The sequence below is a fragment of the Duganella lactea genome (assembly GCF_009857505.1).
GTDB classification, from domain to species: Bacteria; Pseudomonadota; Gammaproteobacteria; order Burkholderiales; family Burkholderiaceae_D; genus Rugamonas; species Rugamonas lactea.
The window spans coordinates 80,008-105,230 of record NZ_WWCP01000010.1 but is presented as its reverse complement, the minus strand read 5'-3'; the positions used below and the strand labels follow the sequence as shown (position 1 = coordinate 105,230).

The following is a 25,223-nucleotide window of genomic DNA, read 5'->3' as shown; positions in this document are numbered from 1 at the left end:
GCTCGTGGTCGGCTTCATGTGCATGGGCCGGGCGACGGCGGGTCGAAGGCTTTTCGTGCCTTTATACGGAACGATTTGATGCCCGAGGTGGCGAAACGCTACCGCATCACCTCCGAACGCGCGATCGTCGGCGAATCGCTGGCCGGCCTGTTCGTTGTCGAAACGCTGGTGCAGGAGCCGGACCTGTTCGACACATACATCGCGCTGGACCCGAGCCTGTGGTGGAATGGCGGCAAATTGCTGACGCAAGCCGCCGACAAGCACCTGGCGTTCAGCGGCAAGAAGAATGTGTATATCGGTTCCAGCGCGGACGGCCAGTCCTTCATCAATCAGTCCACGCTCGCCGCCACGTTCGGACCGATTAAAAACCTGAACTACCATTACGAGAACTGGCCAGCCGAAACGCACGCGACGATTTACCACCCAGCCGCGCTGAAAGCTTTCCGGATGCTGCTCGCCGCAACCAGCAAGGCGGCCGAGTAAGCCGGTCTACGCGGCGCAAGTCAGCAAGCGGGCTGATTACCGCCCGCCAGCGCCCGCACGGCCTTGGAGATGTCGGCGCCGATACGCGCAACGGCGCGACGATGCCCGGCCACCAGTTCATCGTAGCCGGCCCCCACCGTCTCCTGCGCCACGCTGCGGCAAGTCAGCACCTGCGGGCTGCCAACCTGGCGCACGCTCCACACCGCGTCGATCAGCGCGTACCGGCCCGGGGCCGATTCAAACCGCTGCACATTGGTGCTGATGCGGTACACCGGCGCCTGGTCCGGCACCGGCGCGCGGAACACGTCGACCGTGCCCAACTCCCCGCTCACCGCCAGCGACAAGGCCTGGCCGATCTCCGCCGCCGGCGGCGAGACCCAGCGCTCCTGCTCCAGCACATCGACGCGGCCCGCGCCGGTGGTCACCACCAGCTGATTGCGCGTCGCCTGCTTCGGCACCGTCACCGCCGGCACCTCGATGTAGTAGGCCGGCGCCGCCAGCGTGGTGCGCGCGGCATCCGTCGCCGGCGCGCCGAGGCCATTGCTCAGACTATAGAACCGCTCCTGCGGCACGCTGCCGCATCCCGCCAGCATCAACGCCGCCACGGCGACAACTGCACGCATCATTTCTGCTCTCCTTTTTTCTCCGGCTTACCGCGTATCAGCGACTCCGGATGCCGCTCCAGATAGTCCGCCAGGCCATTCAAAGACTCCATGGTTTCCGTCACCTGCCGCAAGGCCTCGCGCAGATCCGACTGCACCGGCGAGTCTTTCTGCAGCAGCTGGTCCGCCTGGCTGAAGGTCTTGCGCGCCGCCGCCAGCGTGTCCTTCAGCTCCGGCACCACCTGCGCATCCAGGCGCTTCATCAGCACATCGGCGCTCTTCAAACTGTCGCGCAGATTCTTGCCGATTTCATCGAACGGCACCTTATCCAGCTTGCGCGCGATGCTGGAGAGCTGCGTCTGCAATTCATCCAGGCTATTAGGCACGGTCGGCAGCTCCACCACCTCGGCGGTCGTGTCGATCTTCACCGGCGCCGCGTTCGGGAAGAAATCCAGCGCCACGTACAGTTGCCCGGTCAGCAGATTCCCGGTGCGCAGCTGCCCGCGCAAGCCGCGCGCCACCAGCCGCTCCAACACCTGCGTGCCGGCGCTGCGTTCCTGATCCTGCTCCACCGTACGCGCAAAGCTGCGTCCCAGACGCGCCGGATACATATCCACCGTTACCGGCATGCGGAAGTTTTTCTTAACCGGATCGAACTCCACGCCCACCGAACGTACCTCGCCCAGCACGATGCCACGGAAGTCCACCGGCGCGCCGGCCGACAAACCACGCAGCGACTGGTCGAAATACAGCACCGTGGTCACCGCCACGCCGTCCGGCTCGCGCATCGCGCTGGCCTGGTCGGCCGCCAACATGAACGCGGTGCCGCCCGGCGCCACCGCCGACGGTTTCTGTCCGCTCACCGACTCGAACGAAATACCGCCCACCAGCACCGCCGCCAGCGATTGCGTATTGACCTTGAAGCCGTTCGAATCCAGGCGCACATCGACGCCGCTGGCATGCCACCAGCGCGTGCTCTTGCCCACATACTGATCGTAAGGCGCGGCGATAAACACCGTCATTTTGACGCCGCGTCCCTTCTCTTCCAGATCGAAACCGGTGACCTGCCCCACCTGAATGCGGCGATAGAAAATCGGCGAACCGACATCGATGGAACCGAGCGTCTCGCTGTGCAGCACATACGAGGTGCCCTTCTCGTCGCGCGTGACCTGCGGCGGCTTCTCCAGTCCCGTGAATTCGGTGGTGGTCTCTTCCGACTTGCCGGCATCGACGCCGATGTAAGACCCGGACAGCAAGGTATTCAGGCCGGACACGCCACTCGCGCCGATGCGCGGCTTGACCACCCAGAAGCGCGTGTCCTGCGCGGTGAAGCGCTTGGCCTCTTTGCTCATATCGATCGTCACCAGCACCTTGGACAAATCGCGCGCCAGCGAAATCGACTTGACCAGACCGATATCCACATCCTTGTATTTGACCTTGGTCTTGCCCGGTTCCAGTCCGTCCGCGCTGCGGAAGCTCACCGTCACCGTCGGCCCCTGATCAAGTATCGTGCGCGCCACCAGCGTCAGGCCGATCAACGCCGCCAGCAGGGGGATCAGCCATACCAGCGAGGGCAGCCAGCGGCTGGCCTTCTCCACTTCCGGCTCGTTCAACGGCGGATTGCCGTTCTCGTTCTCAGGCATGCTTCTCTCCGTGTGTATCGATGGGATCCCAGATCAGCCGGGGATCGAACTGCATAGACGCGATCATGGTCAGCACCACCACCGCGCAAAACGCCAGCGCGCCGGGACCGGCCGTGATCACCGCCAGCGACTGGAACCGCACCAGCGCCACCGTCAGCGTAATGACAAAAATATCCAGCATCGACCAGCGGCCGACAAACTCCACGATGCGGTACAACACCGTGCGTTGCAAGGGCCGCCAGCGCGAGCGCCGCTGCGCCGTCCACGCCAGCAGCGCCAATGCCGCCAGCTTGGCCACCGGCACCACGATGCTGGCGATGAAAATGATGGCCGCCAGCCCCGGCGAGCCGCTGTTCCAGAAGAACACCACACCGCTGATGATGGTGTCGTCCTCCTTGCCGAACAGCGAATGGGTGTACATCACCGGCAGCAGGTTGGCAGGAATATAAAGAATGGTCGCCGCCAGCAGGAACGCCCAGGTACGCCCCACGCTGTCCGGCCGCCGCCGATGCAGGCTTGCGCCGCAGCGTGCGCAGTACTGATGCCGCACCGTGTACTTCAGCGATTCCACCAGCCCGCACGCATGGCAGGCCAGCAGCGGCGCGCCCTTCACCAGCGCCGCATACTTGAAAGTCTTCTGCGCCACGCGGCGCGGCCCCGGCAAGTGCTCGCCGATATTCCACAGCGTTTTCGGATCGAACGACACCACGATGGCCAGCATGATCGTCAGCGCGCCGAAGGCGAACAGGCCGGGATGCAGCACCACTTCGGCCAGACTGGTCATCTTGATAATGGTGATCAGGATGCCGATCATCAGCACCTCGGTCATGCCCCAGCGTCGCGCCATGCCGACCGCGCGCAACAGATGATCGAAACCCGGCGGCCGGCGGCCGGCGCGCAGCGACATGGTCACATACAGCAGGGAGCCCAGTTCCACCGCCGGTAACAAAATGGTGAACAAAAACACCACCACCGCCACCAGCTGCATCTGTTCCGTCCACAGCACGCGGATGGCGCCCAGCAGCGTGGCGCTGCTGTTGTAGCCGCCCACTTCCAGCTCCACGATGGGGAAGAACTGCGCAATCAGAAAGGTGAACAAGGCGGCCAGCGTGATCGCCGCCATGCGGCCGGCGTCAGGATGGATGCCGCGATACAGGATCGAGCGGCAACGCACGCACCGCGCCTTCTCGCGCGAACGCAGCGGGCGGTGCTGGTGTAGCACGCCGCAATCGTGACAGCTGATTAAATCGTATCGATGCACAGGCCGGCCGGATGAGCAATAATGGCCCTATCATACGACAAAGCCAGATTCGTTATGATAGAACACTCACGCAAATACCCATCAGGCCAGCCGGAATCTCAGGTCCCGAGAAAATCGAACAGGGTCGATGCGACCACCTTGGTCGCCTTGCGCAGATCTTCCAGGTTCAGACGTTCATCGGCCTTCTTGGCGTTCGACTCCGGCACCGTGCGCGGACCGGCGCCGTACAGCACCGCCGGAATACCATGCTCGCCGTACAGGCGCGCATCCGCATACAGCGGCGTGCCCTGCGCCGGTATTTTCTCGCCGATGAAGGTTTCGGCATTTCGCTGAATGCTGGCCACCAGCTTTTCCGTACCGGAGCGTTCGCGCAGCGCGTGCGACAGCAGCAGGCGCCGGATCTCCAGCGTGATGCCGGGCACGCCCTGCACCGCGTTTTCGATCAGCGCACGCACCTGGGCCTCGACTTGCGCCGGATCTTCTTCCGGAATCATGCGGCGATCCATCTTCATCACCACCTTGCCCGGCACCACATTGGTGTTGGTGCCGCCATCAATGCGGCCCACCAGCATGGTCGGCGAATCGATGCCGGCGATCTTCGACTTGATCTTCTTCAGCTCCGGCAGTTGGCCGTAGATGGCATTAAGGATACGCGTGGCCGCCTGCAGCGCATCGTGGCCGGTTTCCGGCATAGCGCCATGACCGGACTTGCCGTGCACCGCAATCTCCAGTTGCAGGCAGGCGTTGTGCGCGGTGACGATGTTGTAACTGAAGCCCGCCGCGATCACATAATCGGGCTTGGTCAGCTTCTGTTCCAGCAGCCAGCCCGGTCCCAGCAAGCCACCGAATTCTTCATCATAGGTGAAGTGCAGTTCCAGCCCGCCCTTCAGCGGCACGCCCAGCGCCTCCAAGGCGCGCACGGCAAAGATATAGGTTGCGAAATCGCACTTGGAAACCGCCGCCGCACGGCCATAGATATAGCCGTTGTCCACCACGCCGCCATACGGCGGATAGGTCCAGTTGTCGCCCGGCGGCACCACGTCGCCGTGCGCATTCAGCGCGACGGTCGGTCCGTCCGCCGAATAAGGCCGGCGCACGATCAGATTGGTGATGCTCTCCATGCCGTAATCGCGCACGGTCTGCCGCGGCACGGCGTGCTTCTCGGCTGTCCAGCCATAGGCCTTGACCAGATCGGCCACCATGTCCGCGTGCGGCGCGTTGTTGCCGGGAGGCGTATCGGTCGGCACGCGCAGCAGTTGCTGCAACACGCCGACTTCCTCATCAAAATGCGCGTCGATCCACGCGGCCAGTTGTTGCTTGCTCATCGCTTGTTCCTTCATTTTGCGCCGGCCTCGTACCATGCGGCGATCCGCGCCCGCTCGGCGTCCGTCATATTGGTCAGGTTAGCCAGCGGCATGGCCTTGGTCTGCACCACCTGCTTGTAAATTTTCTCCGCATTCTGATGAATCTCTTCGGGTGTGTCGAAGGCCACGCCCAGTGGCGCGGCGGCGAAGCCGGGCTGCGTAGGGTGCGCCGCGTGACAGGCAAGACAGCGCGTATCGATCACCGCTTTCACCGTGGCGAATTCCGGCGCCGCCGACGCCGCAACCGCGACCGGTCTGGCTGGTGCGATCGCCACCGCCACGCCGGCCAGCAGCGCCACGCCGATGGCGGGGTAGCGCCACTCCACGCGGCCCTTGTGGCGCAGATTGAAGAAGTGGCGGATGAAAACGCCGGCCGCCATGATCATCGCCAGCACCAGCCACGCATGCTGGTGACGGTACGTCATCGCATAGTGGTTGCTGATCATGATGAACAGCACCGGCAGCGTAAAGTAGTTATTGTGCACACTGCGCTGCTTGGCCTTCTGGCCGTGCACCGGATCCGGCATGCGGCCGGCCGACATGGCCTCGACCATCTTGCGCTGGCCGGGAATAATCAGCATCAGCACATTGCCGACCATGATGGTGCCGATCAGCGCACCGACATGGATATAGGCGGCGCGCCCGCTCAGCACATGCGTCAGGCCATACGCCGCCGCCGTAATCAGCAGGAAAATCACCACACCGAACCACAAATCATGCTTGCCCAGCGGCGACCGGCACAGCAGGTCATACACCGTCCAGCCAACGACCAGCGTGCCGATGCCGATGCCCACCGCCTGCAGGCTGCTGATGTCGGCCACCTGCTTGTCGATCATCATCGCCTGCGCGTTGAAGTAGTAGGCGATGGTCAGCAGTGCGATGCCGGACAGCCAGGTGGAATAAGCCTCCCATTTAAACCAGTGCAGCTCCTTCGGCAGCTCGGCCGGCGCCACCAGATACTTCTGCGGATTGTAAAAGCCGCCGCCATGCACCGCCCACAGCTCGCCCGAGACGCCCTTCTTCGCCAACTCCGAGCCCGGCGCCGGCGGACGGATCGAATTATCCAGCCACACAAAATAGAACGAAGCGCCTATCCAGGCGATGCCGGTGATGATGTGCAGCCAGCGCACGAGCAGGTTAGCCCATTCGAGGCCATAAGGGATCAGGTATTCCATGCTGTTTCAGAAGTCAATAATGTGGCTAATTTACAGAAGATAAACGGATTTGATTCCTGCCACATGAACATTGGAGTATATTAAACATATTCATTTCCGTATAAACGACTCCAACACATGTCCGCTTTGCCGCAACACCTGGACCTTCACCTGATCCGCATTCTCTACCTGCTGCTGGTTGAGAAAAATGTCTCCCGCGTGGCGCTGAAACTGAATCAGCCGCAGCCCTCGATCTCGGCCTCGCTGCGCAAGCTGCGCGAGCTGACCGGCGATCCGCTTTTGGTGCGTGGTGCGCGCGGCATGGTGCCAACCCAGCATGGTGAAAGCCTGCTTGCACCAGCAAAGCGCATTCTCGATGAAACCGAGAACCTGTTCCTGAAGAAGGCAGCTTTCATGCCACAGCAAGAGGCGCGCACCTTTCACGTCGCCGCGCCGGATTATCTGGACAGCCAGTTCCTGCCCAATCTGGTCGCGCTGCTGCGACGCGGCTCGCCCAACAGCCGCATCAAGATTCACGGTCTGGGGCCGGGATCGGACTACGTGCGCCTGCTGTCGGATGGCGATATGGACCTGGTCATCGCCAACTGGGAAGAGCCGCCCGAGCACCTGCACATGTCCAAGCTGTTCGAGGACCCGATTGTGTGCGTGATGCGCGCCGACGCGCCCTACGCGCTGCGCACCGACAGCGACAAGATGACGATGGACGACTACCTCACGCTGCCGCACGTGGCGCCAACGCAGATCCTGCCCGGCTACCTCGGCGTCATCGACGATTATCTGGAGCGCCAGGGCCTGCAGCGCAACGTGGTGGTGGAATCGGCCTACTTCGGCCTGATCCCCAACATGCTGGCGCAGACGGACCTGATGCTGACCACCGGCAGCCAGTTCGTGCGCCACTACGAAAAGCAGATGGGACTGAAAAAGTTCACCGTGCCGGTCAAGTTCCCGGCGATGCGTTTCTACCAGCTGTGGCACGAGCGGGTGCACCAGGCGCCGGAACACAAATGGCTGCGCGAGCAAGTCACCGCCGCCGCCAAAGCACTCACACAGAATTAAGCGCAACCATATAAACCGTACCGCATACCGCATATATCGCGGCGGTTCTGGCGCGTTATGATGGAGTCCATGATGACGACACTCTCTGAACTGAACAGCTGCGACAGCGCCACCTTCGTCGACCGCCTGCGCGGCATTTACGAGCACTCGCCATGGATACCGGAACGCGCCGCCGCACGGCGGCCGTTCGCCAGCCTGGCCGCCTTGAAGCTGGCCTTGCAGGACGTGGTCAGCGCCGCCACGCTGGATGAGCAACTGGGCCTGATCCGCGCCCACCCGGAACTGACCGGCAAGGCCGCCGTGGCCGGACAACTGACCGCCGAATCGACCAGCGAGCAGGCCAAGTCCGGCCTGCACCTGTGCAGCGCCGAGGAATTCGCCACGCTGCATCAGCTGAATGCCAACTACAACGCCAGGTTCGGCTTTCCGTTCATCCTCGCCGTCAAAGGGCCGACCGGACAAGGGCTCACGCGCCAGGTGGTCATCTCCACTTTCGCGCGCCGCCTGAAGAATCAGCGTGCCGACGAAATCGCCGAATGCCTCCGCCAGATCAAGCGCATCGCCGAAATCCGCCTCAACGACCTGCTGTCCGTGCAGCTGGAATTCGGCCCGGCCATCATGCAATGGAGCGAAGACCTGGCCGCGTGGAGCGACGACGAAGACGCCCTGACCTGCGCCTACATGACACCAGCCCACCGCAAGACCGCCACGCAACTGCTGGAGTGGATGCGCGCGGCCGGCATGGATGCGCACATAGACGCCGTCGGCAACGTGGTCGGCATCTACCGTTGCGACACGCCCGGCGCCAAAACCCTGATGACCGGCTCGCACTACGACACCGTGCGCAACGGCGGCAAGTACGACGGGCGCCTCGGCATTCTGCTGCCGATTGCCATCGCGCGCCATCTGCACGCGCGCGGCGAAAAGCTGCCGTTCAATTTTGAGGTCGTCGGTTTCGCCGAAGAAGAAGGCGTGCGTTTCAAGAGCACCTTCCTCGGCAGCACCGCGGTGACGGGCCGCTTCGACCTGTCGCTGCTGGAGCAGACCGACGCCGATGGTGTCAGCATGCGCGAGGCGCTGCTGGCCGCCGGCCATGACATCGCGCGCATCCCCGCCATCGCCCGCGATCCCGCCGACCTGCTGGGCTTTGTGGAAGTGCATATCGAACAAGGCCCGGTGCTGCTGGAGCGTGACCTGCCGCTGGGCGTGGTCACCGCCATCGCCGGCAGCTCACGCTATCTGCTCGAACTGACCGGGCTGGCCAGCCACGCCGGCACCACGCCGATGACGATGCGCAAGGACGCCGCCGCCGCCGCCGCCGAAATCGTGCTGCTGCTCGAACAGCGCTGCGCACAGGCGCCGTCGCTGGTTGGCACGGTCGGGCAGTTGCAGGTGCCAGGCGGCTCGGTCAACGTCGTCCCCGGCGCCTGCAAGCTTTCGCTCGACATTCGCGCCGCCGACGACGCCGTGCGCCAGGCCGCCGTGAAGGACATCTTGGACGGCATCGCCGCCATCTGCGCGCGCCGCCAGATCGAATACACGCTACAGCTGCTGCTGGATGCCAGCGCGGCACCGTGCGCGTCGCGCCTGATGCGGCAGTTCGGCGACGCCATCGAACGCGCCGCCCTGCCACGTTTCGAGCTGCTGTCCGGCGCCGGCCATGACGCCATGGCGATGGCTGCCATCACCGATGTCGCCATGCTGTTCACGCGCTGCGGCAATGGCGGTATCAGCCACAATCCGCTGGAAACCATGACGGCCGACGACGCCGACATCGCCGCCCGTGTGCTGCTGGACTTCCTGCGCAACTATCACAGTGATCGCGCTTGAACGGGCGTCCATCGTGCCAGCGCGGCCGCCACCTCCGCGATCACCGGCGCCCAGCCACCGCCCGGCTGCTGGCGGAATAGCCGCATAGTCGGATACCACGGCGTGTCGCCGCGCTCCGCCATCCAGCGCCAGTCGCAGCGATAATCAGGCAGCAGCAGCCAGCAAGGCTTGCCCAGCGCGCCGGCAAGATGCGCCACCGCCGTATCGACGCTGATCACCAGATCCAGATCGGCGATGACCGCTGCGGTCTCCGCAAAATCAGCTAGCTGCGCGCCGATGGCAAGCAGCGACATGCCGCTTGGTGGCTGCAATGCCTCTGCCTCACCAGCGCCCTTCTGCAAGCTGACGAAATGCGCATCGATGGCCGCCAGCGGCGCAAGCGTCATCAACGAAGGCAAGGAGCGGTCGGCGTCATTCTCGAAGTTGGCATTGCCGCGCCACGCCAGGCCGACGCGCAAGCCATGCCGGGGCAGCGCGCCACGCCAATGCTCCGGTTGTGCGCGCAAATACGGCACCTCCGCCGGAATCATCGCTAGGTCTGTGTTGAACAATCCCGCCAAGCGCATGGGCCGCGTCCAGTAGTCCCAATCCTGCGGCAGCTTCTCGCCCAACGCATGGACGCGGTCCACGCCAGGCAGCGACGCAAACAGCCGCTGTAAAGCCGGATGGCAGACCACATCCACGCGCGCCGCGCCACGCCGCTTCAGCAAAGGCACGTAACGCGCAAAGTGGATCATGTCGCCGTGGCCCGCCTCCAGTCCCAGCACGATCGTCTTGCCGGCCAGCGCCTCGCCTTCCCAGAACGGACAATCAAACGACAGCGGAAAATGATCGAACTGCCAGCGCGCGTCCAGCATGCGCCAGCCTTCCTCGAAACGTCCCTGACGCAGCAGCAGGTAACTCAGGTTGAACTGGGTGCGCGCATGTTCCGGCTCCAGCGCCAGCGCTTCGCGGTAGCAAGCCTCGCCCTCCGCCTCGCGATGGGTACACGCCAGCAGCGCGCCCAGCATATTCCAGGCGGACGCCGAATCGGATGCACACTCCACCGCCGTGCGCAGCGCCGTTTCGGATTCGGCAAAGCGCTTCTCCTTCAGCAGCAACGCGCCGAGATTCTGATAGAGCTGCGGGTGATCCGGCATCAGCGCCAGCGCCTGCAGATAATGAAACTCCGCCTCCGCCGCGGCGCCCTGCTGCTCCTTCAGGTATCCAAGGTTGGCGCGCGCCGCCGCATGCCAGGGCTGCAATGCCAGCGCTTGCAGATAACTCGCCTCGGCGCCGGCATGGTCGCCGGCGGCCAGGCGCTCGTTGGCATCTTGATAGGCTTGCTGGGGATCGGTATGCATGCGAAGCAGTATGCACCGGCCCCGCGCGACGGTCAAACGACGCCGGCGCGCTCCAGCATCGCGTGCAACAGAACGTTGCAGCCGGCTTCCAGATGCTCGGATTTTGCATCCTCGATTTCGTTGTGGCTGATGCCGTCCTTGCAAGGCACGAAGATCATGCCGGCGGGCGCCAGGCGGGCGGCGTAGATGGCGTCGTGACCGGCGCCGGAGACCACGTCCATGGTCGAGTAGCCGAGTTTTGCGGTGGCGTTGCGTACCGCGTCCACGCACTCCGGGTGGAACGGGCACGGAGGATAGTAGGAGACGCGCTCGACGGATATCTTCAGGCCGCTTTCGCCGCGCATCTTGTCAATGAAGGCCAGCATCTCTTCATGCATGGTGTTGAGCAGCTCATCGTTCACGTTACGCAGATCGATACTGAATTTGACTTCACCGGGGATGACGTTACGGCTGTTCGGGAACACCTGCACCATGCCGACCGTGCCCCGCCCATACGGTGGATAGCGGTTGGCGATGGCGACGACTTCCTGCATGATTTTTGTGGACACCTGTAGCGCGTCCTTGCGCAGCCCCATCGGCGTCGGGCCGGCGTGGGCTTCCATGCCTGTGACCACGCAGTCGTACCAGGAGAGTCCCATCACGGCCGGTACCACGCCGATCACTTTATCGGCATCTTCCAGAACCGGGCCTTGTTCGATGTGCGTTTCAAAATACGCGCCGATCGGATGGTCACCGGGCACCTGCGTGCCTTTATAGCCGATGCGTTCCAGCTCGTCGCCGACCGACTTGCCATCGACGTCACGCGCGGCATATGCGGTCTCCAGCGAAAAGGCGCCACAGAACACGCCAGAGCCCATCATCACCGGCACGAAGCGCGAGCCTTCCTCGTTGGTCCAGAAGGCCACTTCGATCGGCGCTTCGGTCTTGATGTTCAAATCGTTCAGCGTGCGCACCACTTCCAGGCCGGCCAGCACGCCGTAGTTGCCATCGAACTTGCCGCCGGTCGGCTGGGTGTCGATATGGCTGCCGGTCATTACCGGCGGCAGTGCGTTGTTGGTGCCGTCGCGGCGCATGAAGACGTTGCCGATCTGGTCAATAGTGACCGACATGCCGGCCTGCTTGCCCCAGCCGACTACCAGGTCGCGGCCTTGTTTATCCAGGTCGGTCAGCGCCAGGCGCTTGACGCCGCCCTTTTCCGTCGCGCCGATCTTCGCCAGTTCCATCAAAGACGCCCACAGGCGCTCACCATTAATTTTCATTACTCGACTCCCTGACGTGCCGACGTGGCCTTGAACGCCGGACGATTGATATAGCGGCCCGCGCCCTCCACGGCCATCAGCACGCCACGATGGAACACGACGTTACCGGCGGAGAGCGTGGTGCTCGGAATGCCACGCACGGTGCGGCCTTCAAACACGTTGAAGCCGCCCTTGGCAAACTGCGTCAGCGCGGAGATGGTGCGCGTGCCTTCCGGGTCCCATATCACCACATCCGCATCCGCACCCGGCGCGATCACGCCCTTGCGCGGATACATATTGAAGATCTGCGCCGTATTGGTGGAGGTGACCTTGACGAATTCCGAAGGCGTCAGCATGCCGGTATTGACGCCCGCGTCCCAGATCACCGACATGCGGTCTTCCACGCCGCCGCAGCCGTTCGGAATCTTCGTAAAGTCATCCTTGCCCATCGCCTTCTGCTCGGCGCAGAAGGTGCAGTGGTCGGTCGCTGTGGTATGCAGATTCCCGCCTTGCAGCCCTTGCCAAAGCGCTTTCTGATGATGCTTGCCGCGGAACGGAGGGCTCATCACATGGCCCGCCGCGAACTCCAGGTCATCGCTCTGGTACACGCTGTCGTCAATCACCAGATGGCCGGCCAGCGCCTCGCCATACACCCGTTGACCGTGCGCGCGTGCCCGCGTGATCGCCTCCAGCGACTCGGCGCAGGACACATGCACGATGTAGATCGGCGTATTCATCACATTGGCGATGGCGATGGCGCGGTTGGCCGCTTCCGCCTCCACCTCCGGAGGACGCGACAGCGGGTGCGAACTCGGTCCGGTGAGCCCGCGTTTCAGCAAATCCTGCTGCAACTGATAAACCAATTCGCCATTCTCGGCGTGCACGGTCGGCATCGCCCCCAGTTCCAGGCAGCGACGGAAGCTCTTCACCAGCGTTTCGTCGTCGGCCATGATGGCGTTCTTGTAGGCCATGAAGTGCTTGAAGCTGTTGACGCCATGGTCCTTCACCAGAATACCCATATCGCGGTGCACCGTCTCGTCCCACCAGGTAATCGCCACGTGGAAGGTGTAGTCGCCGGCCGACTTCTTCGCCCACTCGCGCCACTGCTGGTACGCTTCGATCAGGTTCTGCTTCGGCGACGGAATCACGAAGTCGATGATGGTGGTGGTGCCGCCAGCCAGACCGGCGGCGGTGCCGGTGTAGAAATCATCCTGCGTCACCGTGCCCATGAACGGCAGGTTCATGTGCGTGTGCGGATCGATCCCGCCCGGCATCACATACTGGCCGCCGGCGTCGATCACCTTGGCGCCGGCCGGCGCCTCAAGGTTTTCGCCGACTGCGATAATCTTGTCGCCGTCGCACAGCACATCGGCGCGGAAGGCGCGGTCGGCGTTGACGACAGTGCCGCCACGGATGATAGTCTTCATAAGCGTCTCCTTATGGGTGAGCCGGCGCGCGAACTGCGGGCACCGTCTTCCCTTTCATCAAAACACCGTACACCACGGCCGAAATGGCGATGCCAACGAACCATGCGTAGGTATAAATCGTTTTAAACATGCCCGACACCTCGGGGAAGGATGCCGGGAAAGCCGCGTTGAGGAAGCCCGGAATATTCGGCACCACGCCGATCACAAAGGCCACCAGTGCCGCCGTATTCCAGCCTTTTCCATACGAATACTGACCGTCTTCGCGATACAGATCGCCGACGTTGAGCTGCGTCTTGCGCACCAGGTAGTAGTCGACAATCAGCACGCCGGCGATAGGTCCCAGCAACGCCGAGTAGCCAATCAGCCAGGTGAAGATGTAGCCTTGCGTGGATTCGAGTATCTTCCACGGCATCATCAGGATAGCGATGGCGGCGGTGATGTAGCCACCGGTCTTGTAGGTGATGGTCTTCGGCGACAGCGCCGAAAAATCATACGCCGGGCCGACCAGGTTGGCGGCCAGATTCACCGACACTGTATCGATCAGCAGGATCACCAGCGCCACCAGCACCGCCACGCCGGTCATGCGGCTCGCCAGATCAACCGGGTCCCAGATCGCCTTGCCATACAAAACCACCGTGGCCGAGGTCACGATCACCGCCATCGCCGCCAGCAGGCCCATAGGCAGAGGCAGGCCGACGGTCTGGCCGATCACCTGGTCGCGCTGCGTTTTGGCGAAGCGGGTAAAATCCGGAATGTTCAGCGCCAGCGTGGCCCAGAAGCCCACCATCGCCGTCAGCGATGGCCAGAATACGGACCAGAACTGGCCGGCCCTCTTGCCTCCTTCGACAAACTGCGAGCGCGCCGACAGCAGATCGCCGAAACCGCCCGCTTTGCTATGCACCCAGCCAAGCAGCACAAAGCAGATGGCGATCTTCAACGGCGCGGTGTAGGTCTCCAGCTTGCGGATCGACTCCATGCCGTGCACGATGTAGTAAAACTGGATCGCCCAGAAAGCCAGGAAGCAAAGCAGCTGGCCGCCATTGATGCCGAGGCCCGCGATCTTGCCGCCGCCGATATCGCCGCCCATCATCACGCTTAACAACGTATAAATCATCTGGCCGCCAAACCACGTCTGGATGCCATACCAGCCGCAGGCCACGATGGCCCGCATCAGCGCCGGCAGCTTGGCGCCCGACGTGCCGAACGACGCGCGCGCCAGCACCGCATACGGAATGCCGTACTTGGTGCCGGCATGGCCGATCAACAGCATCGGCAGCAGCACGATCGCATTGGCCAGGAACACCGTCAGCACCGCCTGATAACCCGACATGCCGCCTTCGATCAGGCTTGCGGACAAGGTGTACGCCGGTATGCACATCACCATGCCCACCCACAGCGCGGAGAAGTGATACCAGCGCCAGGTGCGCTGTGCCGCCGTGGTCGGCGCAAGGTCTTCGTTCCACAACTGCGTGCTGCCAGAGGATTCATGGCTCAAGGCATACTCCCAAAAGGTTGAGTGATTCCTTCAATGCTGCAATTTTCGTACCTATGCCACCTGCCCGGCCGCCACCTTCTCCGCGCGCGGATTGCGCGGGTCCTGCGTCCAGTTCATATAAGGCTTGCCGGTATCCTGCGGCACCATCGTAATGCAGCCCTGCACCGGACAGGTGATCTCGCACAGATTACACCCAACGCACTCCTCTTGGTTGACTTCATAGGTACGCGTGCCTGTCGCCGCATCGACCAGTTGATTGATCGACTGGTGCGACGTGTCCTCGCAAGCGACGTAGCAGCGGCCGCACTTGATGCAGTCGTCCTGGTTGATCTGCGCGATCACCTTGTAATTCATGTTCAGGTATTTCCAGTCGGTCGTATTGGGCACGGCCTTGCCCGAGAATTCCGCGATGCTCTGGTAGCCTTTCTGGTCCATCCAGCGCGACAGGCCATCCTTCATCTCTTCAACGATGCGGAAACCATGCAGCATCGCCGCCGTGCAGACCTGCACGCAGCCGGAACCCAGCGCGATGAACTCCGCCGCATCGCGCCAGTTGCCGATGCCGCCGATGCCGGAAATCGGCAACCCAGCCGTCAACGGATCGCGCGCGATCTCGGCCACCATGTTCAGCGCAATCGGCTTCACCGCCGAACCGCAGTAGCCGCCGTGCGTGCTGGCGCCGCCGACAATCGGAAAGGCCACCATCTGGTCCAGGTCCAGGTGCGTGATGGAGTTGATGGTATTGATCAGCGAGACCGCATCCGCGCCGCCCGCCTTGGCCGCGCGGGCCGGCGCGCGCACATCGGTGATGTTCGGCGTCAGCTTGACGATCACGGGCAGCCTGGTGTGCTGCTTGCACCAGCGCGTGACCATCTCCACGTATTCGGGCACCTGCCCCACCGCCGCGCCCATGCCGCGTTCGGGCATGCCGTGCGGGCAGCCGAAATTGAGCTCGATACCATCGGCGCCGGTGGCCTCCACCTGCGGCAGGATATCGGCCCACAGGCGCTCCTCGCACGGCAGCATCAGCGAGACGATGATCACGCGGTCCGGCCAGTCCTTCTTCACCTGCGTAATCTCCTGCAGGTTCAGCTCCAGCGAACGATCGGTAATCAGCTCGATGTTATTGAAGCCGAGGACTTCGCGGTTCTTGCCGTAATGCGCCGAATAGCGCGACGACACGTTGACGGCGGCGGGGTCCTCACCCAGTGTTTTCCATACCACGCCGCCCCAACCGGCCTCAAATGCGCGCACCACGTTGTAGGCCTTGTCCGTCGGCGGCGCGGAGGCCAGCCAGAACGGATTGATGGATTTGATGCCGCAGAATTCTATGCTCAGATCAGCCATTATGCAGCCTCCTTCAGACCATTGATGTCGTGATGAATGGCGTGTGCCGCCAGCTTGCCGTGTTGAACCGCCTGCACGGTCAGGTCTTGTCCCGGCGCCACGCAATCGCCGCCGGCGTAAATGCGCGGCAGGAAGGTGCGGAACTGCGGATCGACATGGATCTTGTCGCCATCGCGTTTCAGGGTTGTCGCCAGCGGGTCGCTGATGCTGGTCTCCTCCAGGCCCTGGCCGATGGCCTTGAAGATGGCGTCGGCGGCGATGTCAAACGTTTCGCCGGTGCCGGCCAGTCGGCCGTTGACCAGCGCGGTCTTCTCGAAGCGCATGCCTTGCACGCGTCCGTCCGCATCCAGCAGCACCTGTTGCGGCTGCGCCCAGGTGCGCATGCGAACCTGATTCTCCTTGGCGATATGCTGTTCGTGTTCGGTGGCGCTCATGGCCTCGAAGCCGCGACGGTAGACCAGCGTGACGTCATCCGCGCCAAGGCGCTGGATCTGCACCGCCATGTCGATGGCGGTGTTGCCGGCGCCGATGACGATGGCGCGCGCCGGTACCGGCAACTTGCTCAGATCATCCGCCTGGCGCAGCGCGGCGATGTAGTCCACTGCGGCGAGCAGCCCTGGCGCATCCTCGCCGGTCAGGCCGATCTGCTTGCTGGCGCCGAGGCCGAGGCCGAGGAACACCGCGTCGTAATTGGTATGCAGGTCGCGCAGTTGCAGGTTCACGCCCAGCGTCTGGCCATGCTTGATGCTGATGCCGCCGATCTGCAACAGGAAATCAACTTCCTTCTGTGCGAAGTTGTCGGTCAGCTTGTACTTGGCGATGCCGTATTCATTGAGGCCGCCGGATTTCTCCTTCGCTTCGTAGATCACCACCTCATTGCCCAGCATCGCCAGCCGGTGCGCGCACGACAGGCCCGCAGGGCCGGCGCCGACCACGGCGATCTTCTTGCCGGTCGATGGGCCGCGTTTGAACGGGTGCTCTTCCAGCTTCATGTTGTCGATGGCATAGCGCTGCAACAGGCCGATTTTCACCGGCTGCCCTTCGGCGTCGTGATTGCGCACGCAGGCGTCCTCGCACAGGATTTCGGTGGGACAGACGCGCGAGCAACTGCCACCGAGGATGTTCTGTTTGAGGATGCCGACGGCGGCGCCGTTGATATTCTCGTCGTGGATATTGCGGATAAAGCTGGCCACGTCGATGTCCGACGGGCAGATGCGGGTGCATGGCGCATCGTAGCAATACAGGCAGCGCGAGGCTTCGATGGCGGCTTGGCGCGCGTTGAGCGCCGGCGCGAGGTCGGTGAAGTGTTTCGCCAGGGAGTCATTGGACTCCTTCGACGTGGGCATATAACTGAGCGATTCGATCATGATCTTTTCCTGGCGTCTGCTGAGATAACCGTCATTCCCGCGAAGGCGGGAATCCATGACAACGGGGCGCTTACTTCATTTGAGGGAATGCAAATTCTGCGCCAGCGCTGGCGGTATTCGGCCAGCGCTGCATCACCGCCTTGTGACGCGTGTAGAAGCGCACGCCTTCCGGACCATAGGCGTGATGATCGCCGAACAGGCTACGCTTCCAACCACCGAAACTGTTGAACGCCATCGGCACCGGCAGCGGCACATTCACACCCACCATGCCGACCTGAATCTGCCGCACAAATTCGCGCGCCACGCCGCCGTCGCGCGTGTAGATCGCCACGCCATTGCCATACTCATTGCGATTGATCAGCTCCACCGCGCTGCCCACGTCCGGCGCACGCAGCATGCATAGCACAGGGCCGAAAATCTCTTCTTTGTAGATCGTCATCTCCGGCGTAACGTGATCGAACAACGTACCGCCGATGAAGAAGCCGTTCTCGTGTCCAGGCACTTTGTAATCACGTCCATCGACCACCAGTTTCGCGCCCTGCGCCACACCCTCGCCGATCAAGCGCTCTATACGCTGCTTGGCCGCGCTGGTGACAACGGGCCCCATCTCGGCCTCCGGCGCCATGCCTTCGCGCACTTTGAGTGCGGCGGTGCGTTTTGCCAGTGCATCGACAATCTTGTCGCCCGCCTCGCCGACCGCAACCACCACCGAAATCGCCATGCAGCGTTCACCGGCCGAGCCGAATGCGGCGCCCATCAAGGCGTCGACCGTCATCTCCATATCCGCATCCGGCATCACCACCATATGGTTCTTGGCGCCACCCAATGCCTGCACGCGCTTGCCCGCAGCGCAGCCGCGCGCGTAGATGTATTCCGCGATCGGCGTCGAGCCGACAAAGCTGATCGCCTGCACCACCGGATGATCGAGCAGCGCATCGACCGTCACCTTGTCGCCCTGCACAACATTAAACACGCCGTCCGGCAGGCCGGCGTCCTTCAGCAGGCGCGCATGCAGCAGCGACGCCGATGGATCGCGCTCGGAAGGCTTGAGCACAAAGGTGTTACCGCAGGCCAGCGCCACCGGGAACATCCACATCGGCACCATCACCGGGAAGTTGAACGGCGTGATGCCGGCCACCACGCCGAGCGCCTGGCGCATCGACCAGGCGTCGATGCCGCGTGAAATCTGGTCGGTGAATTCGCCTTTCAACATCTGCGGAATGCCGACCGCGAACTCCACCATCTCGATGCCGCGGGCCACCTCGCCCTGGGCGTCGGAGAAGGTCTTGCCATGTTCACGGGTGATCATCGCCGCGAATTCGTCGACGTGCTGCTGGCACAGTTGCAGGTACTTGAACAGCACGCGCGCGCGCGTCAGCGGCGGCGTTGCGGCCCACGATGGAAATGCCTTCTCGGCCGCGCGCACGGCGGCATCCACTTCCTCCACCGTGCCCAGCGCCACGCGAGCGACCGGTTCGCCCAGCGCGGGATTGAATACGTCCGCATGGCGGCCGCTTTGCGTATCGACGTTGGCGCCGTTGATGTAATGGGTGATGGTATTCATGATGCTCTTTCAAGATGTGCGGCTTGGGATGGGTTTTGAACGACGGCGGTTAGTCCAGGTTCTTGAGGACTTCCGCCAGCTTGCCGAACAATTCGTCGATGTGTTTTTTCTCCAGCACCAGCGGCGGCGACAGCGCGATGATGTCGCCGGTGGTGCGGATCAAAATGCCGTCCTCAAACGCTTTCTTGAACGCGGTGAAGGCGCGCACACCCGGCTTGCCGGCAATCGGCGCCAGCTCGATACCGGCGATCAGGCCAATGGTGCGGATGTCGATCACGTGCGGCAGGCCTTTCAGCGAATGCACCGCGTCGGCCCAGTACTCGGCCATGCCGGCCGCGTGTTCGAGGATGTTCTGTTCCTTGAACACTTCCAGCGTCGCCAGCGACGCCGCGCAGGCCACCGGATGGCCGGAATAGGTATAACCGTGGAACAGTTCAATCCCCGCCGGCGCCTCCATGAAGGCGTCGTGGATGAACTGCTTGCTGAACACCGCACCCATCGGAATGGTACCGTTGGTGAGGCCCTTGGCAGTGGTCATCATGTCCGGCTCAACGCCGAAGTAGTCGCCGGCGAATGGCGTGGTCAGTCGGCCAAAGCCGGTGATCACCTCGTCGAAGATCAGCAGGATGCCATGCTTGGTGCACAGCTCGCGCAAGCGCTTCAGATAGCCCTTCGGCGGAATCAGCACGCCGGTCGATCCGGCCACCGGCTCGACGATCACGGCGGCGATGGTCGATGCGTCATGCAGCGCGACGATGCGCTCCAGTTCATCGGCCAGGTTGGCGCCGTGTTCCGGCTCGCCGCGCGTGTAGGCGTTCAGCTCCAGATTATGCGTGTGCGGCAGATGATCGACGCCCGGCAGCATCACGCCATACGGCTTGCGGTTGCCGGCGATGCCGCCGACCGCAATGCCGCCGAAACCCACGCCGTGATAACCGCGTTCGCGGCCGATGAAGCGCGTGCGGCTCGCGTCGCCGCGCGCCTTGTGATACGCCAGCGCGATCTTCAGCGCGGTATCCACCGCTTCCGAACCGGAGTTGGTGTAGAACACATGGCCGTAGCGATGGTTGGTGTATTCCATCAGACGCTCGGCCAGATCGAAGGCGGCCGGGTGGCCCATCTGGAAGGTCGGCGCGAAATCGAGCTGGCCGACCATCTCGCGCACGGCGGCGACGATCTTCGGCTGCGCGTGGCCGCACGGCACGCACCACAAGCCGGCAGTGCCATCGAGGATGCTGCGGCCGTCGACATCCTTGTAGTACATGCCTTCGGCCGACACCAGCAGGCGCGGATGGGCTTTGAAATCGCGGTTGTTCGTGAAGGGCATCCAGAAGGACGCCATCGATTCGGGTCTGGACTCGTTCATGCACCTCTCCTGTGAAACAACTTTCTTCGGATTTTTTTGACAGCTGTAAAAAAATTTACCAGTTGGCAAAATGATGATGCAATAATAGACAGCAGGATCACTGTGGCACAGATACACAATTAATCAAACTGTCCAACCGTACTGGCGTCAAAAACACTACAGTTTCACTTTTGCTGCGTGGAGTCAAGGATGGAAGCAATGCGTGCTGTGCTCGATCAAACCGGCTGGCCGGTGGTCGCCATCGAGCGGCGCCAGAAAGGCAGCCTGGTCGAGCAGATCGTCGCCGCCGTCAGCGCCCTGGTGGCCAGCAAAGAGTTGCGTATAGGCACCAAGATGCCCTCGGTGCGGCAATTCGCCAAGTGTAATGGCGTCAGCACCTTTACAGTTGTCGAGGCCTACGACCGCCTGGTGACGCTGGGCCTGCTTTCCTCGCGGCGCGGCTCGGGCTATTTCGTCGCCCGCCAGGACTTGCCGGCGACGCTGCTGGCGACCGCCCAGCCCGCCACGCCCAGCGCCCCGCCGGCGGCCATCGACGCGCTGACCGCCGAGCTGTATTCCGGCATGTCCGAGGCGCTGCCGGTGGGCGCCGGCTGGCTGCCGCCCGAGTGGTATGGCGAGGACACCATCCTCGACGCCGTGCGCCAGGCGATGCGCATCCCCGCCGCGCGGCTGCGCGGCTACGGCCACCCGCTCGGCTTCCCGACGCTGCGCCAGCACATGGCGGCCACGCTGAGCGAGGAGCTGTATCCGGTGGAAGCCGAACAAATCCTGCTGACGCACGGCGCCACGCACGCCTTCGACCTGATACTGCGCACGCTCACCAAGCCGGGCGACACGGTGCTCGTCGAAGATCCCGGTTACAGCAACCTGCTGTCGCTGATCCGCCATCACGGCTGCGTGGCGGTCGGCATTCCGCGCGACGAGCATGGGCTGGATCTGGACGCGCTGGCGCAACAGGCGGCGCTGGCGCAGCCCAAGCTCATGTTCGTCAACACGGTGCTGCAAAATCCGCTCGGCACCTCGCTGACGGTGGCGCAGGCGCACCGCCTGCTGGCGCTCGCCGAGCAGTTCGACTTCTGGCTGGTGGAGGACGACATCTACCGCGAACTGGCGCCGCGCGGCGAGGCGTCGCTGGCGGCGATGGATGGCTTGCGGCGCGTGATCCGCGTCGGCAGCTTCTCGAAGACGCTGTCGCCGGTGCTGCGGGTCGGCTCGATCAGCGCCTCGTCGTCGCTGCTGCCCGAACTGCTGCGGGTGAAGATGCTGGCCGGCCTGACCACCTCCGAAATCAACGAGCGCGCCGTCTACCACGCCATCACCGCCCGCCCCTACCGGCGCATGGTGGACAAGCTGGTGACGCAGCTCGACGCCGGCCGCGAACGCGCCATGGCCAGCCTGCGCGAGGCCGGCATGACGCTGCTGGCGCGCCCGCGCGGCGGCATGTTCGTCAGCGCCGGCTGGCACGACGCGCCCTCGCCGGCGTGGAACGGCAAGGTCATCGCCGACCTCGCGCTGAAGCACGGCATTTTGCTGTCGCCGTGCGACTTCTTCATGCTGCGCGCGCCGGAGGCGATCTGGTTCCGCTTCAACGTCGCCTACGCCGACCATCCGCAACTGCTCAACTTCCTGAGACTACTATGCCGACCGTAAAAATCAACCGTCGCCTGCTCAACCGCGACAAGCTGGAAGCCGGCATCACCACCGAGGCGGTGCGCGTGTTTGCCGAATGCGGCTACGAAGGCACGTCGATCGCCACGGTGGCGGACAAGGCCGGCCTGTCGAAGCAGAACCTGATGTACTACTTCCCCACCAAGCAGGCGCTGTACCAGCGCGTGCTGGACGAAGTGCTGGACGACTGGCTGGCGCGCATGGAAAGCCTGGCGGCGGCCGAACAGGACCCGCGCGACGTGCTGCGCGCCTACGTGCAGGCCAAGCTGCGCTTCTCGCGCGAGAATCCGTGGGCCTCGCGCGTCTACGCGATGGAAGTGATCAGCGGCGCGCCGCTGTACGGCGGCCAGATCCAGACCCGCGTGGTGCCGCTGGTGCGCAAGGACATCGAGGTCTTCGAACGCTGGATCAGCGAGGGCAAGATGGCGCCGCTCAACGCCACGCATCTGCTGTTCGCGATCTGGGCGATGACACAGTCCTATGCCGACTTCTCGGCCCAGATGGCGCTGGTCCTGAACCGCAAACAGCTGACCGACAAAGACTTCGACGATGCCGAAAAACTCATCGTCGACATGGTGCTGGCGGTGATCAGCGTGCCACCGGCCGCCGCCGCTTAGCGCCCATATCACCAGGAACATCCGATGCCGCCAGTATTCACGCCAACCGCCGTTGCGAAATCGGCTACATTCTCGGCCGCCCGCACTGGGGCCGGGGTTACATGCGGGAAGCCACGCGCGCGCTGCTCGACTACGCCTTCGGCACGCTGCAACTATCGCGGCTGGAAGCTGATATCCATCCAGACAACATTACCTCCGAGCGACTGTTGCAAGGCCTGCATTTTCAGCGCGAGGGCCGGCTGCGGGCGCGCTGGATCGTCGGTGACGAGGTGTCGGACAGCGTCATCTACGGGCTGCTGCGCCGCGACTGGGACGCCGCCGTTCATCCCGCGCAATAGCGGCCCAGCCCTGTAAAATGGCAGTTGATCGGAATCCGCCCCGGCCGCGCCGGTCGCTTTGCTACAGTGTCTCCATCGCCCAACCTTTCATGGAGCAACAAATGACCAAAGTTACCGCCTTGTTCGACGAAATCTTCCAGGCCTTCACCCGCGCGCTGCGCTACGGCGTGCGCCTGATCGGCGGCATGTCGCCAGCGGCCTTGCTGGGGGCGGCGCTGGTGCTGGCCCTGATCTGCGCCGTGTTGCCGCTGGCGCTGACGTTGTTCGTCGTGTTCCTGCTGGTGAAGCTGGCCTTTGGCGCCAGCGTGCTGGCCCGCCGCCCACGCTACACCACCTACAAGGACGTTGAATGAAAAGGACAAAGCTGGCCACGGCCGGCTTGCTGGACATTGTCCGCGAGGTCGGCGAAACCGCCGTCAGCGTCTGGTGGCATTTTTTCGACTGGCTGGCGCAGGTCGAGTGGCGCAAGCTGCTCATCATCTGGCTGCTGTTCCTGATCCTGTCGGCGTCGCTGTTCCACATCAACGAGCAGATCTGGGGCTTCGTGCTGGCCTCGTTCGGCCTCAAGGTGCTGGCCGGCGGCAAGCGCAAGGCCGAGCTGGAAGCGCGCAACGCCGAGACCCACGCCGATGAGGAAAGCATCGAACGGCGCGTGGTCGAGGCGCGCATGGCCGCCCTGCAGGCGCAGGTCGAGCCGCATTTTCTGTTCAACACCCTGGCGCTGATCGGCCAGTTGATCGAGACCGATCCGCCGCAAGCGGCACGCATCCACCAGAACCTGATCGACTACCTGCGCGCCACGCTGCCGCAGATGCGCGCCAAGGGCACCGGCACGCTGGGCCGGCAAATCGAGATGTCGCGCGCCTACCTGGCCATCATGCAGGCGCGCATGCGCGCGCGGCTGGCGGTGTCGATCGACGTGCCGGCGGAAATGCTGAGCGCCACCTTCCCGGTGATGATGCTGCAGATCCTGATCGAAAACGCCATCAAGCACGGGCTGGAACCGAAGATCGACGGCGGCCGCATCGACATCCGCGCCGCCGTGGATGGCCAGATGCTGCAGGTGGACGTGATCGACGACGGCGTCGGTTTCAATCCCTTCTCCAGTGACGGCCTCGGCCTGGCCAATGTGCGCGAGCGGCTGCGCATCCAGTACGGCAACCGCGCGCAACTGGTGATCGAAGCGCCGCTGAACGGCGGCACCCGCGCCAGCATCCGCGTGCCGTATGCACCAGATATTTTTGCCGGGAGCGCCAAATGAGCCGCCCTACCGCTGTCATCGCCGATGACGAGGAAGGCATGCGCCAGCAGCTGCGCAGCCGCCTGCAAGAAGCCTGGCCGGAGCTCGACATCGTGGCCGAGGCGGCCAACGGCATCGAGGCCGTGGCGCTGGCAGGCCAGCATCAGCCGGACGTGGTGTTCCTCGACATCCGCATGCCCGGCCTGTCCGGCATCGAGGCCGCGCGCATGCTGTTCAACCGCTGCCACCTGGTGTTCGTCACCGCCTACGACCAGTATGCGATCGAAGCGTTCGAGCAGGGCGCGCTGGACTACCTGCTCAAACCGGTCGGCGGCGAGCGGCTGAAGACCGCCTGCGGACGGCTGCAAGCGCGCATCGGCAAACAGCCCTCCAATATCGAACGGCAACTGACCCAGCTGCTGTCGCACCACAACAAGCTGGCGCCGAAGCAGGACTACCTGCGCTGGATCCAGGCGGTGGTGGGCGCCAACCTGCGCATGATCTCGACGCGCGAAGTATTGTTCTTCCAGGCCGACGAAAAGTACACGCGCGTGCAGACCGAGCAGTCTGAAGTGCTGATCCGCAAGACCTTGAAGGAGCTGGCGGATGAGCTGGACCCGAACGAATTCTGGCGCATCCACCGCTCGACATTGGTGCGCGTGGACGCCATCCAGGAGGTCACGCGCGACCTGCGCGGGCGGCAGATGGTGCGTGTTCGCAACCATGGAGAATTGTTGGAAGTAAGCCGCGGCCACACACATTTATTCCAGCAAATGTAACGTGCGGTGAAGGCCATCGG

22 protein-coding genes are annotated in these 25,223 nt (G+C 63.5%); 9 read left to right on the top strand and 13 right to left on the bottom strand.

Going from position 1 to position 25,223, the window contains the following annotated elements:
- Nucleotides 1–18: 18 nt before the first annotated feature.
- Nucleotides 19–483: an alpha/beta hydrolase gene (locus tag GTP44_RS10945; protein WP_161019438.1), complete on the top strand. Its 465-nt coding sequence runs from the start codon at nucleotides 19–21 to the stop codon at nucleotides 481–483.
- Nucleotides 484–503: 20 nt separating this feature from the next.
- On the opposite strand, the gene GTP44_RS10940 is transcribed toward GTP44_RS10945, so the two are convergent.
- The 5 genes from GTP44_RS10940 to GTP44_RS10920 form a co-directional block, all read right to left on the bottom strand.
- Entirely contained in the window at nucleotides 504–1,109 is a 606-nt protein-coding gene (locus GTP44_RS10940) for a PqiC family protein (RefSeq protein ID WP_161019437.1), read from the bottom strand.
- Entirely contained in the window at nucleotides 1,106–2,728 is a 1,623-nt protein-coding gene (locus GTP44_RS10935; RefSeq protein WP_160990819.1) for a PqiB family protein, read from the bottom strand. Before GTP44_RS10935 ends, GTP44_RS10940 begins: the two co-directional genes overlap by 4 nt.
- Nucleotides 2,721–3,989 (bottom strand): paraquat-inducible protein A, encoded by a 1,269-nt coding sequence (locus tag GTP44_RS10930; protein WP_160990820.1) that lies wholly within the window; start codon nucleotides 3,987–3,989, stop codon nucleotides 2,721–2,723. Before GTP44_RS10930 ends, GTP44_RS10935 begins: the two co-directional genes overlap by 8 nt.
- Before the next feature lie 98 nt (nucleotides 3,990–4,087).
- Nucleotides 4,088–5,314, bottom strand: a complete 1,227-nt coding sequence (locus tag GTP44_RS10925; protein ID WP_161019436.1) for a M20/M25/M40 family metallo-hydrolase — start codon at nucleotides 5,312–5,314, stop codon at nucleotides 4,088–4,090.
- Nucleotides 5,315–5,325: 11 nt separating this feature from the next.
- Entirely contained in the window at nucleotides 5,326–6,528 is a 1,203-nt protein-coding gene (locus GTP44_RS10920; RefSeq protein WP_161019435.1) for a urate hydroxylase PuuD, read from the bottom strand.
- 117 nt (nucleotides 6,529–6,645) lie between these two features.
- Here GTP44_RS10920 and GTP44_RS10915 point away from each other — a divergent pair, with 117 nt between their 5' ends.
- Together GTP44_RS10915 and GTP44_RS10910 are read left to right on the top strand one after the other, a co-directional pair.
- Nucleotides 6,646–7,584 (top strand): LysR family transcriptional regulator, encoded by a 939-nt coding sequence (locus GTP44_RS10915; protein WP_161019434.1) that lies wholly within the window; start codon nucleotides 6,646–6,648, stop codon nucleotides 7,582–7,584.
- A 72-nt stretch (nucleotides 7,585–7,656) separates the two neighbouring features.
- Nucleotides 7,657–9,414 (top strand): allantoate amidohydrolase, encoded by a 1,758-nt coding sequence (locus tag GTP44_RS10910; protein ID WP_202424048.1) that lies wholly within the window; start codon nucleotides 7,657–7,659, stop codon nucleotides 9,412–9,414.
- On the opposite strand, the gene GTP44_RS10905 is transcribed toward GTP44_RS10910, so the two are convergent.
- The 8 genes from GTP44_RS10905 to aptA form a co-directional block, all read right to left on the bottom strand.
- Nucleotides 9,396–10,757, bottom strand: a complete 1,362-nt coding sequence (locus GTP44_RS10905; RefSeq protein ID WP_161019433.1) for a tetratricopeptide repeat protein — start codon at nucleotides 10,755–10,757, stop codon at nucleotides 9,396–9,398. The two genes, GTP44_RS10910 and GTP44_RS10905, sit on opposite strands and share 19 nt — an antisense overlap.
- A gap of 32 nt (nucleotides 10,758–10,789) precedes the next feature.
- Entirely contained in the window at nucleotides 10,790–12,016 is a 1,227-nt protein-coding gene (locus GTP44_RS10900) for a Zn-dependent hydrolase (protein WP_161019432.1), read from the bottom strand.
- On the bottom strand, nucleotides 12,016–13,422 hold the full coding sequence (gene hydA, locus GTP44_RS10895) for a dihydropyrimidinase (RefSeq protein ID WP_161019431.1): 1,407 nt from the start codon (nucleotides 13,420–13,422) through the stop codon (nucleotides 12,016–12,018). Before hydA ends, GTP44_RS10900 begins: the two co-directional genes overlap by 1 nt.
- Nucleotides 13,423–13,432: 10 nt before the next feature.
- Nucleotides 13,433–14,917 carry an NCS1 family nucleobase:cation symporter-1 gene (locus GTP44_RS10890; RefSeq protein WP_161019430.1) on the bottom strand — a complete coding sequence of 495 codons (1,485 nt, stop codon included), beginning with the start codon at nucleotides 14,915–14,917 and terminating at the stop codon, nucleotides 13,433–13,435.
- A 51-nt stretch (nucleotides 14,918–14,968) separates the two neighbouring features.
- On the bottom strand, nucleotides 14,969–16,264 hold the full coding sequence (gene preA, locus GTP44_RS10885; RefSeq protein WP_161019429.1) for an NAD-dependent dihydropyrimidine dehydrogenase subunit PreA: 1,296 nt from the start codon (nucleotides 16,262–16,264) through the stop codon (nucleotides 14,969–14,971).
- The gene (locus tag GTP44_RS10880; protein WP_161019476.1) at nucleotides 16,264–17,634 is read right to left on the bottom strand and encodes an NAD(P)-dependent oxidoreductase; all 1,371 of its coding nucleotides are present in this window, start codon (nucleotides 17,632–17,634) and stop codon (nucleotides 16,264–16,266) included. Before GTP44_RS10880 ends, preA begins: the two co-directional genes overlap by 1 nt.
- A 67-nt stretch (nucleotides 17,635–17,701) precedes the next feature.
- Nucleotides 17,702–19,195 (bottom strand): CoA-acylating methylmalonate-semialdehyde dehydrogenase, encoded by a 1,494-nt coding sequence (locus tag GTP44_RS10875; protein ID WP_161019428.1) that lies wholly within the window; start codon nucleotides 19,193–19,195, stop codon nucleotides 17,702–17,704.
- Nucleotides 19,196–19,244: 49 nt separating this feature from the next.
- Nucleotides 19,245–20,561, bottom strand: coding sequence for an omega-aminotransferase AptA (gene aptA, locus GTP44_RS10870; protein WP_161019427.1), 1,317 nt, complete (start codon nucleotides 20,559–20,561; stop codon nucleotides 19,245–19,247).
- Nucleotides 20,562–20,750: 189 nt separating this feature from the next.
- On the opposite strand from aptA, the gene GTP44_RS10865 reads away from it, so the two are divergent.
- The 6 genes from GTP44_RS10865 to GTP44_RS10840 all read left to right on the top strand — a co-directional run bounded on the left by GTP44_RS10865 (nucleotide 20,751) and on the right by GTP44_RS10840 (nucleotide 25,203).
- On the top strand, nucleotides 20,751–22,211 hold the full coding sequence (locus GTP44_RS10865) for an aminotransferase-like domain-containing protein (protein WP_161019426.1): 1,461 nt from the start codon (nucleotides 20,751–20,753) through the stop codon (nucleotides 22,209–22,211).
- The gene (locus GTP44_RS10860) at nucleotides 22,199–22,846 is read left to right on the top strand and encodes a TetR/AcrR family transcriptional regulator (protein WP_160990833.1); all 648 of its coding nucleotides are present in this window, start codon (nucleotides 22,199–22,201) and stop codon (nucleotides 22,844–22,846) included. Before GTP44_RS10865 ends, GTP44_RS10860 begins: the two co-directional genes overlap by 13 nt.
- A gap of 5 nt (nucleotides 22,847–22,851) precedes the next feature.
- Entirely contained in the window at nucleotides 22,852–23,184 is a 333-nt protein-coding gene (locus tag GTP44_RS10855) for a GNAT family N-acetyltransferase (RefSeq protein WP_161019475.1), read from the top strand.
- 101 nt (nucleotides 23,185–23,285) lie between these two features.
- Nucleotides 23,286–23,537, top strand: a complete 252-nt coding sequence (locus GTP44_RS10850; RefSeq protein WP_160990834.1) for a hypothetical protein — start codon at nucleotides 23,286–23,288, stop codon at nucleotides 23,535–23,537.
- Entirely contained in the window at nucleotides 23,534–24,445 is a 912-nt protein-coding gene (locus GTP44_RS10845; RefSeq protein WP_160990835.1) for a sensor histidine kinase, read from the top strand. The genes GTP44_RS10850 and GTP44_RS10845 overlap by 4 nt, the downstream gene beginning before the upstream one ends.
- On the top strand, nucleotides 24,442–25,203 hold the full coding sequence (locus GTP44_RS10840) for a LytR/AlgR family response regulator transcription factor (RefSeq protein ID WP_161019425.1): 762 nt from the start codon (nucleotides 24,442–24,444) through the stop codon (nucleotides 25,201–25,203). Before GTP44_RS10845 ends, GTP44_RS10840 begins: the two co-directional genes overlap by 4 nt.
- Nucleotides 25,204–25,223: the final 20 nt, after the last annotated feature.

Bases quoted from the DNA above. Each gene is read 5' to 3' on its own strand.
- GTP44_RS10900 (WP_161019432.1), bottom strand. From the start codon at position 12,016: ATGAAAATTAATGGTGAGCGCCTGTGGGCGTCTTTGATGGAACTGGCG.
- GTP44_RS10850 (WP_160990834.1), top strand. From the start codon at position 23,286: ATGACCAAAGTTACCGCCTTGTTCGACGAAATCTTCCAGGCCTTCACC.
- GTP44_RS10920 (WP_161019435.1), bottom strand. From the start codon at position 6,528: ATGGAATACCTGATCCCTTATGGCCTCGAATGGGCTAACCTGCTCGTG.
- GTP44_RS10915 (WP_161019434.1), top strand. From the start codon at position 6,646: ATGTCCGCTTTGCCGCAACACCTGGACCTTCACCTGATCCGCATTCTC.
- GTP44_RS10935 (WP_160990819.1), bottom strand. From the start codon at position 2,728: ATGCCTGAGAACGAGAACGGCAATCCGCCGTTGAACGAGCCGGAAGTG.
- GTP44_RS10925 (WP_161019436.1), bottom strand. From the start codon at position 5,314: ATGAGCAAGCAACAACTGGCCGCGTGGATCGACGCGCATTTTGATGAG.
- preA (WP_161019429.1), bottom strand. From the start codon at position 16,264: ATGGCTGATCTGAGCATAGAATTCTGCGGCATCAAATCCATCAATCCG.
- GTP44_RS10840 (WP_161019425.1), top strand. From the start codon at position 24,442: ATGAGCCGCCCTACCGCTGTCATCGCCGATGACGAGGAAGGCATGCGC.
- GTP44_RS10905 (WP_161019433.1), bottom strand. From the start codon at position 10,757: ATGCATACCGATCCCCAGCAAGCCTATCAAGATGCCAACGAGCGCCTG.
- GTP44_RS10940 (WP_161019437.1), bottom strand. From the start codon at position 1,109: ATGATGCGTGCAGTTGTCGCCGTGGCGGCGTTGATGCTGGCGGGATGC.
- GTP44_RS10865 (WP_161019426.1), top strand. From the start codon at position 20,751: ATGGAAGCAATGCGTGCTGTGCTCGATCAAACCGGCTGGCCGGTGGTC.
- GTP44_RS10860 (WP_160990833.1), top strand. From the start codon at position 22,199: ATGCCGACCGTAAAAATCAACCGTCGCCTGCTCAACCGCGACAAGCTG.
- GTP44_RS10875 (WP_161019428.1), bottom strand. From the start codon at position 19,195: ATGAATACCATCACCCATTACATCAACGGCGCCAACGTCGATACGCAA.
- GTP44_RS10910 (WP_202424048.1), top strand. From the start codon at position 7,657: ATGACGACACTCTCTGAACTGAACAGCTGCGACAGCGCCACCTTCGTC.
- hydA (WP_161019431.1), bottom strand. From the start codon at position 13,422: ATGAAGACTATCATCCGTGGCGGCACTGTCGTCAACGCCGACCGCGCC.
- GTP44_RS10845 (WP_160990835.1), top strand. From the start codon at position 23,534: ATGAAAAGGACAAAGCTGGCCACGGCCGGCTTGCTGGACATTGTCCGC.
- aptA (WP_161019427.1), bottom strand. From the start codon at position 20,561: ATGAACGAGTCCAGACCCGAATCGATGGCGTCCTTCTGGATGCCCTTC.